The organism is Tanticharoenia sakaeratensis NBRC 103193, assembly GCF_000963885.1.
In the GTDB taxonomy this organism is placed as follows: domain Bacteria; phylum Pseudomonadota; class Alphaproteobacteria; order Acetobacterales; family Acetobacteraceae; genus Tanticharoenia; species Tanticharoenia sakaeratensis.
In genome coordinates this window covers 1-12,634 of sequence record NZ_BALE01000058.1, presented here as the reverse complement: position 1 = coordinate 12,634, position 12,634 = coordinate 1, and the positions used below count along the sequence as shown (strand labels likewise).

12 protein-coding genes and 1 riboswitch are annotated in these 12,634 nt (G+C 65.2%); of the genes, 9 read left to right on the top strand and 3 right to left on the bottom strand.

Annotated elements, in window-relative coordinates:
* The first annotated feature begins 17 nt into the window (after positions 1–17).
* From ilvB to ilvC, 3 genes are all read left to right on the top strand, one after another.
* Positions 18–1,832: a biosynthetic-type acetolactate synthase large subunit gene (gene ilvB, locus B8446_RS15350; protein WP_048851163.1), complete on the top strand. Its 1,815-nt coding sequence runs from the start codon at positions 18–20 to the stop codon at positions 1,830–1,832.
* On the top strand, positions 1,832–2,341 hold the full coding sequence (gene ilvN, locus B8446_RS15345; protein ID WP_148506046.1) for an acetolactate synthase small subunit: 510 nt from the start codon (positions 1,832–1,834) through the stop codon (positions 2,339–2,341). The genes ilvB and ilvN overlap by 1 nt, the downstream gene beginning before the upstream one ends.
* Positions 2,342–2,505: 164 nt before the next feature.
* Entirely contained in the window at positions 2,506–3,525 is a 1,020-nt protein-coding gene (ilvC, locus tag B8446_RS15340) for a ketol-acid reductoisomerase (protein WP_048851160.1), read from the top strand.
* A gap of 60 nt (positions 3,526–3,585) precedes the next feature.
* On the opposite strand, the gene B8446_RS15335 is transcribed toward ilvC, so the two are convergent.
* Both B8446_RS15335 and speD read right to left on the bottom strand, forming a co-directional pair.
* Complete coding sequence (locus tag B8446_RS15335) at positions 3,586–4,065, bottom strand: phosphate-starvation-inducible PsiE family protein (protein ID WP_048851159.1); 480 nt, start codon at positions 4,063–4,065, stop codon at positions 3,586–3,588.
* A 110-nt stretch (positions 4,066–4,175) separates the two neighbouring features.
* Positions 4,176–4,640, bottom strand: a complete 465-nt coding sequence (speD, locus tag B8446_RS15330) for an adenosylmethionine decarboxylase (RefSeq protein WP_048851158.1) — start codon at positions 4,638–4,640, stop codon at positions 4,176–4,178.
* 253 nt (positions 4,641–4,893) lie between these two features.
* Between speD and B8446_RS15325 the strand changes: the two genes are divergently transcribed.
* The gene (locus B8446_RS15325) at positions 4,894–5,694 is read left to right on the top strand and encodes an SDR family NAD(P)-dependent oxidoreductase (protein ID WP_048851156.1); all 801 of its coding nucleotides are present in this window, start codon (positions 4,894–4,896) and stop codon (positions 5,692–5,694) included.
* Positions 5,695–5,776: 82 nt separating this feature from the next.
* On the top strand, positions 5,777–6,655 hold the full coding sequence (gene speE / locus B8446_RS15320) for a polyamine aminopropyltransferase (RefSeq protein ID WP_048851155.1): 879 nt from the start codon (positions 5,777–5,779) through the stop codon (positions 6,653–6,655).
* A 51-nt stretch (positions 6,656–6,706) separates the two neighbouring features.
* Here the strand turns inward: speE and B8446_RS15315 are convergent, their stop codons facing one another.
* Complete coding sequence (locus B8446_RS15315; protein ID WP_048851154.1) at positions 6,707–7,009, bottom strand: putative quinol monooxygenase; 303 nt, start codon at positions 7,007–7,009, stop codon at positions 6,707–6,709.
* Between the two features lie 122 nt (positions 7,010–7,131).
* Positions 7,132–7,217, top strand: a riboswitch (glycine riboswitch).
* A gap of 166 nt (positions 7,218–7,383) precedes the next feature.
* Here B8446_RS15315 and gcvT point away from each other — a divergent pair.
* The 4 genes from gcvT to B8446_RS15295 are packed head-to-tail and all read left to right on the top strand — an operon-like array spanning position 7,384 to position 12,563.
* A complete protein-coding gene (gcvT, locus tag B8446_RS15310; protein ID WP_048851153.1) occupies positions 7,384–8,532 on the top strand; it encodes a glycine cleavage system aminomethyltransferase GcvT in 1,149 nt (382 codons plus the stop codon).
* A 55-nt stretch (positions 8,533–8,587) separates the two neighbouring features.
* Positions 8,588–8,965 carry a glycine cleavage system protein GcvH gene (gcvH, locus tag B8446_RS15305; RefSeq protein WP_048851151.1) on the top strand — a complete coding sequence of 126 codons (378 nt, stop codon included), beginning with the start codon at positions 8,588–8,590 and terminating at the stop codon, positions 8,963–8,965.
* Between the two features lie 35 nt (positions 8,966–9,000).
* The gene (gene gcvP / locus B8446_RS15300; RefSeq protein ID WP_048851228.1) at positions 9,001–11,892 is read left to right on the top strand and encodes an aminomethyl-transferring glycine dehydrogenase; all 2,892 of its coding nucleotides are present in this window, start codon (positions 9,001–9,003) and stop codon (positions 11,890–11,892) included.
* Positions 11,893–11,903: 11 nt separating this feature from the next.
* Positions 11,904–12,563, top strand: a complete 660-nt coding sequence (locus B8446_RS15295) for an FMN-binding negative transcriptional regulator (RefSeq protein WP_053053927.1) — start codon at positions 11,904–11,906, stop codon at positions 12,561–12,563.
* Positions 12,564–12,634 lie beyond the last annotated feature (71 nt).

Here is a 12,634-nt window from a genome sequence, read left to right as displayed (position 1 = left end):
GACGGAGAACGAGGACGATGGACGCTACCCCGCAGATGACCGACGCCGCTTACGACGCGAAACCGACCCGCACGCTCAATGGTGCGGAAGTCGTCATGCGCGTCCTGAGTGAGCTCGGATGCGAGGTCGTCTTCGGCTACCCCGGCGGCGCTGTCCTGCCGATCTACGACGCGCTGTTCCAGCAATCCGCCGTGCGCCACATCCTGGTGCGCCACGAGCAGGCCGCCGTGCACGCGGCCGAGGCCTATGCCCGCTCGACCGGCAAGGTCGGCGTGGTGCTGGTGACGTCCGGTCCCGGTGCGACCAATGCCGTGACCGGGCTGCTCGATGCTTTGATGGATTCGATCCCGCTGGTCTGCCTGTCCGGGCAGGTGCCGACGCATCTGATCGGCAACGATGCCTTTCAGGAGGCCGATACGACGGGGATCACGCGACCCGTCACCAAGCATAACTATCTGGTCAAGCGCGCCGAGGATCTGGCGCCCGTGCTGCGCGAGGCGTTCGAGATCGCGCGCTCGGGTCGGCCCGGCCCGGTGCTGGTCGATCTGCCGAAGGACATCACGGTCGGCCCGGCGCCGCTGAACCCGGAAGGTAAGCGCCGCGAGCGTGCGCATCCCCCGCGCCTCGATCCCGAGCGCGAGGCCATTCGCGCCGCCGTCCGCGCGATGAAGGCGGCCCGGCGCCCGCTGCTCTATACCGGTGGCGGCGTGATCAATTCCGGCCCGCAGGCAAGCACGGCGTTGCGCCAGCTTGCCGACATGACGGGCTTTCCCGTCACGTCCACGCTGATGGGTCTGGGCGCCTATCCGACGACCGACCGGCAGTTCCTCGGCATGCTCGGCATGCATGGAAGCTACGAAGCCAATCTCGCGACCCATGGGTGCGATGTGCTGGTGGCGCTGGGGGCGCGATTCGACGACCGGGTGACGGGCCGCACCAATGCGTTCTCGCCGCACTCGTTCAAGATCCATGCCGATATCGATCCCGCCCAGATCAACAAGATCATCCATGTTGACGTGCCGGTTCTGGGCGATGTCGGCCGCACGATCGAGGCGATGATCGCCGAATGGCGCGACATCCCCGATGAGGCGCCGAACCTCGACGCCTGGTGGCGGCAGATCGAGGCATGGCGGGCGATCGACAGCTTCGGCTTCAGGCAGGACACCGCGCCGTCCGCGATCATCCGCCCGCAGCATGCCGTGCGCAGGCTCTACGAGATCGTGCGCGAGAGCGGCCGCGACGCATTCGTCTCGACCGAGGTCGGCCAGCATCAGATGTGGGCGGCCCAGCACTTCCAGTTCGACAAGCCCAACCGCTGGCTGACCTCCGGTGGCCTCGGCACCATGGGATATGGCCTGCCGGCGGCGGTCGGCGCGCAGGTGGCCAATCCCGATGCGCTGGTGATCGATATCGCGGGCGAGGCCTCCACGCTCATGAACATTCAGGAGTTGGGCACAATCGCGCAGTATCGTCTGCCGGTGAAGCTCTTCATCCTGAACAACCGCTACATGGGCATGGTCCGGCAGTGGCAGGAGCTTCTGCATGGCTCGCGCTACTCGCAGTCCTATTCCGAAGCGCTGCCGGACTTCGTCCGTCTGGCCGAGGCTTTCCAGGGGAAGGGACTGCGTGCGACCCATGTCGGCGAGCTCGATGCCGTGATCCGCGAGATGCTGGCGCATGACGGGCCGGTCGTGGCTGACATCTGCGTGGCGCAGGACGAGAACTGCTATCCGATGATCCCGTCCGGTGCGGCCCATAACGAAATGCTGCTGGGGCCGGAGCAGCAGGCCCAGGCGGCCAGCGTGACCCAGGCTGGGATGGCGCTGGTCTGATGGCGAACATGGTGGAAAAGCGCGCCGTCATCGGCGTGCTGATCGAGGACGAGAGCGGTGCCCTGGCGCGTGTGGTTGGGCTGTTTTCGGGACGGGGCTACAATATCGAGAGCCTGACGGTGGCCAGCATCGATCCGGAGGCGAGGCTGTCGCGGATCACGATCGTCACCACCGGGACGGCCGACGTGATCGAGCAGATCAAGGCGCAGCTCGCGCGTCTGGTGCCTGTGCATCGCGTGCGCGATCTGGGTGCCGACGGGCCGTGCGTCGCGCGGGAGCTGGCCATGGTGAAGGTCGTCTCGACCGGCGAGACCCGGACCGAGGGCCTGCGGATCGCCGATGCCTTCCGCGCGCGGGTCGTGGACACGACGTCGGGCAGTTTCGTCTTCGAACTGACCGGCACGGCCGACAAGGTCGATGCGTTCGTGGATCTGATGCGGCCGCTCGGTCTGGCCGAGCTGTCGCGCACCGGTGTCGCTGCGATGGCGCGCGGCCCCGGCGTCTTGTGAAATGCCCGTTTCCGCAGAAGAGAGCCGGAAATTTCTTCCTTGCTTGCGGCGCCTGAACGGGCGGGCGAGCATTTCCTGAAGCGGTCCAGTCTTTTTGCCTCTTTTTCGGCTGAAAAAGAAGGTCCCTGACGGTTTCCAGAGTTTTTCAATCCAGGAGCAGCACAATGCGTGTCTATTACGATCGCGACGCCGATCTCGGTCTCATCAAGAGCAAGAAGGTCGCGATCATCGGCTATGGCAGCCAGGGTCACGCCCACGCCAACAACCTCAAGGACAGTGGCGTTCCCGAGATCCGGATCGGCCTGCGTCCCGGTTCCAAGGCTGCGGCCAAGGCGAACGAGGCAGGCTTCACGGTCGTGAGCCCCGCTGAGGCAGCTGCCTGGGCCGATGTCGTCATGGTGCTGACGCCGGACGAAGGGCAGGGCGCGCTCTACAAGGAGCATCTGGAAGCCAACCTGAAGCAGGGTGCGGCGCTGGCGTTCGCGCACGGCCTTGCGATCCATTTCCGCATCATCGAGGCGCGTCCGGACCTCGACGTGTTCCTGATTGCGCCGAAGGGCCCGGGCCACACGGTTCGCTCCGAATACCAGCGCGGCGGCGGCGTGCCGAGCCTCGTTGCGGTCGCACAGAACGCATCGGGCAATGCGCTCGAGATCGCGCTGTCCTATGCGTCGGCCAACGGCGGCGGTCGTGCGGGCATCATCGAGACCACGTTCAAGGAAGAGGTCGAGACCGACCTGTTCGGCGAGCAGGCGGTGCTGTGCGGCGGTGCGGTCGAGTTGGTGCGCGCCGGCTTCGAGACGCTGGTGGAAGCAGGTTACGCGCCCGAAATGGCCTATTTCGAGTGCCTGCACGAGCTGAAGCTGATCGTCGACCTCATGTATGAGGGCGGCATCTCGAACATGAACTACTCGATCTCGAATACCGCTGAGTATGGCGAGTACGTGACGGGGCCGCGCATCATCACGCCGGAGACGAAGGACGTGATGAAGAAGGTTCTGATCGAGATTCAGGACGGCACGTTCGTGCGCAACTTCATCCTCGAGAACCAGTCCGGCGGGATCGGCTTCAAGGCGATCCGTGCGCGCAACGATGCGCACCAGATCGAGCAGGTCGGCGAGAAGCTGCGCGGCATGATGCCGTGGATCGCCAAGGGCCGCCTGGTCGACAAGACCCGCAACTGATCAGGGAAAAGCCCGGCGGCAGATCGTGCCGCCGGGCTTTTTTCTGGCCTGCGGGACGGCCTATGTCCTGTCCGCAGGAGTGATCAGGCGCGGCGATGCGTCGCTGGGCCGATCGCGGACAAGCCAGTAGACGCTGCCGAGAGCCAGCACTGCGGCCGAAAGGGCCAGCATCTCGAGCACGTTGACGCCGTTGAGATCGAGCACGATGAACTTCCGCACGGTGGCCATCATGCCGATCAGCAGGACGGAGCGCATGCGGATCATGCTGTGCGACTGCGCTTCCGGCAGCACCAGGATCGAATGCTTGAATTCGAGCGCGATCAGCACCGTGAAGAACAATGCGAACACGGACTGAAGCACGGCCGGGCTCGTCGGTGCAAACGTGGTGCTGAGCACCACGGCTGCGACCATGACGACCACGTGAAACAGACCTATGGCCGCGATGACCATGATGCCGATCGTCAACACGAGCATCGACAGTTCTTCGAAAAGGTCAAACAGTTTCGAGAATTTGCTGAAGCCCGGGATATGCTCGTTCATGCGTGTCCCAAAACCGTTGTGAGCGCTGGCTCGCGCGTTATACGAAAAAGGCCCGGTCCGCATGGCGGATCGGGCCTTTCATTCTCGATGGCCTGAACCGGCCTGAGGCGTCAGGCCGCCTCGCGGCCCCGGCGCTGCTCGTCCACCTCGACGCGGCCGGCCTGGAACAGGCGCTGCATCACGGGAATCGACAGATGCGGATCGCATGCGCCGCACATGAACACGTCCACGGCGGCGAAATTCTTTTCCGGCCACGTGTGAATCGAGATATGGCTCTCGGCCAGCACGATCACGCCAGACACGCCGCCATTGGGCGTGAAGTGGTGAAAGTGGCTGTGCAGGATCGTTGCCCCGGCGGTCACTGCCGCTTCGCACAGAACCTCATCGATACGCTGGGGATCGTCGAGATTGATCGCGTCCCAGAAATCGATCAGCAGATGGTTGCCGGCATAGCGCATGCCATCACGTTCGATGAAGTAATCCTTGCGCTCTTCGTCGTGCGCGCAAAGAGTTTCTGTCTTCTGGATATCTCTCGGAAGGTCCGATACCATCCCCAGTTCGGCAAGTGCGTTCATCACGTACCCCAAAACCAGTAGACGGCCTGTTGGGCAGTATTGCCCCCTTGGGCCAGGAAGCGGCGTGATAAGGCCCGTGCTTCCGTGATGCAAGTGAATTCTACCCCCTTCCGCATGTTTTTGTCGGGCGACGGAAAACACGTCGCGGCACCTCGCAAATCCCTGACGATCCCCGGCGCATCCATCGTGCAATGCGTGCGTTCCTCAGGCTGACACGGTCGTCCTGTTCACGGAAGAAGGCGCAAGTTTGGTCATGAGTGATTCGAAACGATTTTCCGGCAAGGTCGCGGTCGTCACCGGCGCTGCCGGCAATATCGGTCTGGCGACCGCCCTGCGGCTGGCCCGGGAGGGGGCCCGTATCGCGCTGATGGACGTGGATGAAGGGAAGCTCGCGGCAACCCTGCCGAAATTCGAGGCTCTCGACGCCGAGGCGCGCACCTACCCGTTCGACGTGACGGACCCGGGCGCGGTCAGCCGCGCGATCGGCGAGGTCGTCCAGGCATTCGGCGGGATCGATCTTCTGTTCAACAATGCGGGATATCAGGGCGCCTTCACGCCGATCCAGGACTACCCGGAAGACGATTTCGAGCGTGTCCTGAAGATCAATCTCTGTGGCGCCTTCTATGTGCTGAAGGCCTGCGCCCGGCAGATGATGACCCAGGGTGGTGGTGCCATCGTCAATACGGCCAGCATGGCCGGCATCGGCGGCCCGCCGAACATGCTCGGCTACGCGAGCTCCAAGTTCGGCATCGTCGGGCTGACGCAGACCGCATCCAAGGACCTTGCTCCCCACAAGATCCGCGTGAATGCGATCAGTCCGGGCCTGATGGGCCCCGGGTTCATGTGGGATCGTCAGGTGGAACTGCAGGCCAAGGCCGGAAGCCAGTATTTCTCGTCCGATCCGAAGGAAGTGGCCCAGCAGATGATCGGATCCGTCCCGATGCGCCGTTACGGTGACATCGAGGAGATCCCCGGCGTGGTCTCGTTCCTGCTCAGCGACGACGCGAGCTACCTCACGGGTGTGAACATTCCGATTTCGGGCGGGATTCTCTGACCTTCGCTCTTCGGGCGCGCGCGGTTCTACTCTATAAGCCGCGCGACTTTCCCCGAATGTGAGACCCGGAGATACCGAAGCGATGACCGAAACCTGGATCGACGAAACCCTGTATGACAGCTGGGGCCAGCGCTTCCGCGTCGTGCGCGAACTCGCGCGCAAGCGTTCCGCGTTCCAGGACATCGTGGTGTTCGAAAGTGCGTTCCATGGCCGTGTGCTGATGCTCGACGGTGTCACGCAGATCACGGAACGCGACGAGTTCGTCTATCAGGAGATGCTGGCGCACGTCCCGATGCTGGCGCATCCCGAGCCGAAGCGCGTCCTCATCATCGGTGCAGGCGACGGCGGCGTGCTCCGGCGCGTCCTGCAGCATGCCTCGGTCGAGCGCGCGGTCATGGTCGAGATCGACGGCGACGTGATCGCCCTGTCGAAGGAGTTCCTGCCCGGGATCGCGGGCGATGCGTGGAACGATCCGCGCGCCGACGTCATCGTGGGCGACGGCATCGACTACGTCGCGAAGGCAGAGGATGCGTCCTTCGACGTCATCATCGTGGACTCGACGGACCCGATCGGGGTCGGCGAGGTCCTGTTCGCGGATGCGTTCTACCGCGACTGCGCACGCATCCTGTCGAAGGACGGGCTGATCGTGAACCAGTGCGGCGTGCCGTTCATGCAGGCCGAAGAGCTGCATGACACGAGCCTGCGTCGTGCCAAATTCTTCCCGCATGTCTCGGCGTATGTCGCAGCCGTGCCGACCTATGTCGGCGGGTTCATGACGCTCGGGATCGCAGGCAAGGGCGAGAAGCCGGGCACGCAGAGCGCCGAGCAGATCGAGGCCCGGGCGAAGGCCGCCGGCATTCTGGGCAACACGCGGTACTGGACGCCCGGCGTTCACGTCGGTGCATTCCAGCTGCCGCCCTATATCGCGGAGCACCTTCCGGTTCCGAACGCAGCGGGCTGACCGGCGTAAGGCGCCCGGGTCCGTTCGACCCGGGCGCTGCGTCGAATGCCGTCAACCGGCGATTCGGTGATGGAACCGGACGGCCACCGTCTCGATGTCCAGTTCCTTGACGGTCTGCGCGAACTTCTTGAAATGCGGCATCTGGTTGTGCGCCTTGAACGCATCTTCGCTCGCATAGACTTCGTACAGGACGATTACGTTGGGCCGATCCACCGGCTCCAGCACATGGAACAGAAAGCAGCCCGGCTCGTCGGCAACGGACCGTTCCGCATCGAACCGGCAGATCGCGGCGAACGCATCATGGGTGTCGGGTGTCGTCTCGAATTCGGCGATCACCGTGTAGTTCTCGGACATGCTTAGCTCCTTTTCGCAAGATCGCTTGAAACCGTGCGGGCATGATCCCGGAAGGTTCTCGATCGTGCAACGCGGTCTTGTGCGAAAGGATTGACGCCGCATCGCCCTGACGCCAGAGTTGGGCCGTCGACACGGGAGAGACCAGCCCGCTGGCGCCGAAGGAGCAACCGCCCCGGAAACTCTCAGGCCAAAGGACCTTGTCGGCGACGAACTTCTGGAGAGAGGCGCGCGATCTCGCGTGTCCGCCGACGGGATAGCGATCTCAGGCGAACGGACAGAAGGGGCACGAGACCCGGATCGCACCATGCGGTCCGGCCGCCCGAAACCGTCGCCGCGCCAGGGACATGTCCAGCGGCATCCGGAGTTGATCGCGCATGACCGACCCTTCGACAGATGCCCCTCTGAAACAGACGCCGCTCCATGCGCTGCATCTGGCGCTCGGTGTCCGCATGGTTCCGTTCGCGGGCTACGAGATGCCGCTGCAATACAAGGCTGGGCTCATGGCCGAGCATCTCCACACGCGCAGGAAGGCCGGTCTGTTCGATGTCTCTCACATGGGGCAGCTCAAGATCACGGCACGCAGCGGTTCCAATGCCGATGCTGCGACGGCTCTGGAGACGCTGATCCCGGCTGACGTTTTGTCACTTGGCGCAGGGCGCCAGCGTTACGGCCTGCTGACGAACGAGGATGGCGGCATCTGCGACGACCTGATGTTCGCGAACATGGGCGACTGGTTCTATGTCGTGGTCAACGCCGCCTGCAAGGATGCCGACGCGGACCGGATCGAAGCGGCGATCGGCAATCGCGTGACGGTCGAGCGCTGTTTCGACCGCGCGCTGCTGGCGCTTCAAGGCCCCGCCGCCGAAGCCGTTCTGGCGCCGATCTGCCCGGATGCGGCCGCCATGCGGTTCATGGACGTGCGCGAGACCAGGATCATGGATACGCCCGTCATTATCTCGCGCTCCGGCTATACCGGCGAGGACGGCTTCGAGATTTCGGTCGCCGCCAAGGATGCGGAACATGTCGCGGATGCCCTGCTGGCAAACGAGAACGTCCTGCCGGTCGGCCTGGGCGCGCGCGATTCGCTGCGGCTTGAGGCCGGCCTGTGCCTCTACGGTAGCGATCTCGACACGACGACAAGTCCGGTCGAGGCTTCGCTGATGTGGTCGATCCAGAAGGCACGCAAGCCCGGCGGCAGCCGTGCCGGCGGTTATCCCGGCGCCGGCGAGGTCGAAGCGCAGCTCGCCCAGGGCACGCAGCGTGTCCGCGTCGGCCTGCAGGCGACCGGGCGCGCGCCTGTTCGCGGTGGTGCGCCGCTGTTCGCCGATCCGAACGGCGCGACGCAGGTCGGCGTGGTGACGTCGGGCGCCTTCGGTCCCAGCGTCGATCATCCGGTTGCCATGGGATATGTGGCACCTGCCCATGCCGGCACCGGCATGCCGCTGTATGCCGAGCTGCGCGGGCGGTTCGTGCCCGTCACGGTGGCAGCCCTGCCGTTCACGCCGGCCCGTTTCAAGCGCTGATCGCGGCGTCGCCGAACCCTACAGTCTCAACCCCTACAGTCCAGGAGTGGTGCCAATGGCCACGTATTACACGAAGTCGCATGAGTGGGTTCGCATCGATGGCGATATCGCAACCGTCGGCATCACCCGTCATGCAGCCGACGAGCTCGGCGAACTGGTGTTCGTCGAGGCCAAGGATGCTGGCGTCGAGCTGAAGCAGGGCGATGCGGCGGCTGTCGTGGAGTCCGTCAAGGCGGCTTCCGACATCTATGCGCCGGTCAGCGGATCGATCGCGGGCTTCAATTCCAGGCTCACGGACGAGCCGACCCTCGTGAGCAACGACTCCGAAGGGGAAGGCTGGATCTTCAAGCTGAAGATCGACGATTCCGAAGCCCTGTCCGCCGAGCTTTCGGGCCTGATGGACCAGGACTCCTACGCGGCCCAGATCGGCTGACCAGAAGACAGAGCAGGAAAATCACCGTGCCCGCGATCGATACGACGCCGACCGACACGACCCTCTGGCCCGGACCGGGTGCCGCGGACTTCGCGTCCCGGCATATCGGGCCGCGCGAGGATGAGATCGCGGCCATGCTGTCCGAGATCGGTGCGGCCAGCCTTCAGGATCTGGTCGGGCAGACCGTGCCGTCCGCGATTCTGGATGCCGACATCGAGAAATCGCGGCCGGGGCTGTCGGAACAAGAGGCTCTGGCGCATCTGCGGGCCCTGGCTGCGCGCAATCGCGTCATGACGTCGATGATCGGGCAGGGCTATTACGACACGGTCCTGCCGCCGGTGATCCTGCGCAACATTCTTGAAAATCCGGCCTGGTACACGGCTTACACGCCCTATCAGCCGGAGATCAGCCAGGGACGCCTCGAGGCCCTGCTGAACTTCCAGACGCTGGTGCGGGACCTGACCGGCCTCGACATCGCCAACGCCTCCCTGCTGGACGAGGCAACCGCATGCGCCGAGGCGATGACGCTCTCGCAGCGCGTCGCGAAATCGAAGGCGATCGCCTATTTCGTCGATGCCGATACGCATCCGCAGACACTCAGCGTCCTGCGCACCCGCGCGGAGCCGCTCGGCATCGAGATCGTGACCGGCGACCCGGACGCGGATCTGGATGCGGGCGCCGTGTTCGGCGCGCTGCTGTCCTATCCCGCGAGCTCCGGCGCACTGCGCGATCCGACCGCCATCATCGCCCGTCTCCACGAGGCTGGCGCGATCGCAACCCTTGCGGCGGACCCGCTGGCGCTCGTGGTCCTGAAGAGCCCGGGCGCGTGCGGTGCGGATATCGCGGTGGGCTCGATGCAGCGCTTCGGCGTACCGATGGGCTTCGGCGGCCCGCATGCCGGCTACATGGCGGTGCGCGACGCATACAAGCGCCACATTCCCGGCCGCCTCGTCGGCGTGTCGCGCGACAGCCGCGGCAATCCGGCCTATCGCCTGGCGCTCCAGACACGCGAGCAGCATATCCGCCGTGAGAAGGCGACGTCCAACATCTGCACGGCGCAGGTCCTGCTGGCCATCATCGCGTCGATGTATGCGGTCTATCACGGCCCCGAAGGCCTGCGCGCCATTGCCAGACGCACGCACCGGATGGCCGCCATCCTGGGACGCGGACTGTCGGCCCTTGCCGTAAAGGTCGAGACGAAGGCGTTCTTCGATACCGTCACGGCCTTTGCCGGTGCATCGGCGCCGCTCGTGCTGGAGCGGGCGTGTGCTGCGGGGATCAACCTGCGCGATGCAGGCGACGGCCGCATCGGCATCGCCTGCGACGAGACGACGACGCCGGAGACGATCCGCGCGATCTGGCGCTGTTTCTGCCCGGACAAGGTGCGCCTCGAGCTGATCGAGCGTGAACTCGAAGCCCGCGCGGCAACCCTCGACGCCATCCCTGACGATCTGAAGCGCGGCGACGCGATCCTGACGCACCCGGTGTTTTCGGCTCATCGTTCCGAAACCGACCTTCTGCGCTACATGCGTGCGCTGTCGGACCGCGATCTGGCGCTGGACCGGACCATGATCCCGCTCGGCTCGTGCACGATGAAGCTGAACGCGACCGCCGAGATGATCCCGATCACCTGGCCGGGTTTCGCGCAGCTCCACCCGTTCGCGCCTGCCGACCAGACGGAAGGCTATGCCGCGCTGTTCGCCGAGCTGGAGGAATGGCTCTGCCGCCTGTCCGGCTACGATGCGGTCTCGCTCCAGCCCAACTCCGGTGCGCAGGGCGAATATGCCGGCCTGCTCGCCATTCGCGCCTATCATCGCGCCCGCAACGACGCGGCTCGTGACATCTGCCTGATCCCGGCCTCGGCTCATGGCACCAATCCCGCATCCGCCCAGATGGTCGGCATGCGGGTCGTGGTCGTCGGCTGCGATGCGCAGGGCAACGTGGACGTGGACGACCTGAAGGCGAAGCTCGCGCAGCATGGCGCGTCGGTCGCGGCCATCATGATCACCTATCCCTCGACGCATGGCGTGTTCGAGGAGCGCGTGCGGGAGATCTGCGATCTGGTGCACGCAGCCGGCGGTCAGGTCTATCTGGACGGCGCGAACCTTAACGCGCAGCTCGGACTTGCGCGGCCCGGCGCGTATGGCGCGGACGTCTCGCACTTCAACCTGCACAAGACGTTCTGCATCCCGCACGGCGGCGGCGGTCCCGGCATGGGGCCGATCGGCGTGCGCGCGCATCTCGCCCCCTATCTGCCGGGACGTCCGGAACGCGGAGAGGCGCACTGCGTGTCGGCGGCACCGTTCGGTTCGGCATCCATCCTGCCGATCTCGCTGGCCTATATCCTGATGATGGGTGATGCGGGCCTCAAGCGCGCGACCGAGATCGCGATCCTGAACGCGAACTACATCGCCCACCGTCTGGAGCCGCATTATCCCGTGCTCTATCGCGGGGCGAACGGCCGCACGGCGCATGAGTGCATCGTGGATCTGCGACCCTTGCGCGATGTGACGGGGATCACGGTGGACGACATCGCCAAGCGACTGATCGACCATGGTTTCCATGCGCCGACCGTCAGCTTCCCGGTCGCCGGCACGTTCATGATCGAGCCGACCGAATCCGAGGGCAAGGGCGAGCTGGACCGGTTCTGCGAGGCGATGATCGCGATCCGCGCCGAGATCGCCCTGATCGAGAATGGCGACATGAAGGCCGAGGAGAGCGCTTTGCGCCACGCGCCGCACACGGTCGCCGATCTGGCCGATCCCGACTGGAACCGTGTCTATGACCGGACAGTTGCGATCTTTCCGAACGGGACGGTCGCGGGGAAATATTTCTCACCCGTCAACCGGCTGGACAATGCCTGGGGTGATAGGAACCTCGTCTGCTCCTGCCCGGATATTTCGTCCTACGCCGAAGCGGCGGAGTAAGGCGCGGCATCATGGTCTATGCGCCGCGGCAGTTCCGGGAGGACCGCGCGGAGGTTCTGCAGGCCGCGATGCGGACCATCCAGTTCGCAACGCTCGTCCTGTCCGGGGCGGATGGTCCGGAAGCCGTGCATCTGCCGCTGATCGTGAAGGATAGCCCGGGCGGGCTCCGTCTCGAAGGGCATGTGGCCGTCGGCAATCCGTTCTGGAAACTGGCCGGGCGCGGCGGTGCGGCACTTGCCGTCTTTCAGGGGCCGCAGGCCTACGTTCATCCCGGCTGGTATGAGACCAAGCGGCAGACCGGCAAGGTGGTCCCGACATGGAACTACGTCGTGGTCCATGCCCGGGGCAGTCTGACCGTCGAGCGCGATCCGGACTGGCTTTTGCGCCATGTCACGGAGCTGACGGCGCTCAACGAGACGGGCCGGGCGGAGCCATGGGCCGTCACGGATGCACCCTCGGACTATGTTGCGGCACTGACGCGCGCGATCGTCGGCGTCAGCCTCGCCGTCTCGAATCTCGAAGGCGTGTGGAAGCTCATCCAGCATCATCCGGACGCCAATCGGCAGGGCGTGATCGCGGGCCTTTCGGCTTCGGCGAGGTCGGGCGACCGGGATGTCGCAACGCTGATGCAGGCACGCGAGGACGGCAGGGGTGCCGAGCAGCCTTCGTGACAGGCCGGCTCTCCACCGGCCCCCATGCATCGGCCGGCCGATGCATGGGGGCCGGGCTCGCGTTCCTGACC

What these genes read in the sequence shown, in the direction of transcription:
- ilvC (WP_048851160.1), top strand. Translation starts at nt 2,506, where the DNA reads ATGCGTGTCTATTACGATCGCGACGCCGATCTCGGTCTCATCAAGAGC.
- B8446_RS15295 (WP_053053927.1), top strand. Translation starts at nt 11,904, where the DNA reads ATGGTCTATGCGCCGCGGCAGTTCCGGGAGGACCGCGCGGAGGTTCTG.
- speD (WP_048851158.1), bottom strand. Translation starts at nt 4,640, where the DNA reads ATGAACGCACTTGCCGAACTGGGGATGGTATCGGACCTTCCGAGAGAT.
- speE (WP_048851155.1), top strand. Translation starts at nt 5,777, where the DNA reads ATGACCGAAACCTGGATCGACGAAACCCTGTATGACAGCTGGGGCCAG.
- ilvN (WP_148506046.1), top strand. Translation starts at nt 1,832, where the DNA reads ATGGCGAACATGGTGGAAAAGCGCGCCGTCATCGGCGTGCTGATCGAG.
- ilvB (WP_048851163.1), top strand. Translation starts at nt 18, where the DNA reads ATGGACGCTACCCCGCAGATGACCGACGCCGCTTACGACGCGAAACCG.
- B8446_RS15325 (WP_048851156.1), top strand. Translation starts at nt 4,894, where the DNA reads ATGAGTGATTCGAAACGATTTTCCGGCAAGGTCGCGGTCGTCACCGGC.
- gcvT (WP_048851153.1), top strand. Translation starts at nt 7,384, where the DNA reads ATGACCGACCCTTCGACAGATGCCCCTCTGAAACAGACGCCGCTCCAT.
- gcvH (WP_048851151.1), top strand. Translation starts at nt 8,588, where the DNA reads ATGGCCACGTATTACACGAAGTCGCATGAGTGGGTTCGCATCGATGGC.
- B8446_RS15335 (WP_048851159.1), bottom strand. Translation starts at nt 4,065, where the DNA reads ATGAACGAGCATATCCCGGGCTTCAGCAAATTCTCGAAACTGTTTGAC.
- B8446_RS15315 (WP_048851154.1), bottom strand. Translation starts at nt 7,009, where the DNA reads ATGTCCGAGAACTACACGGTGATCGCCGAATTCGAGACGACACCCGAC.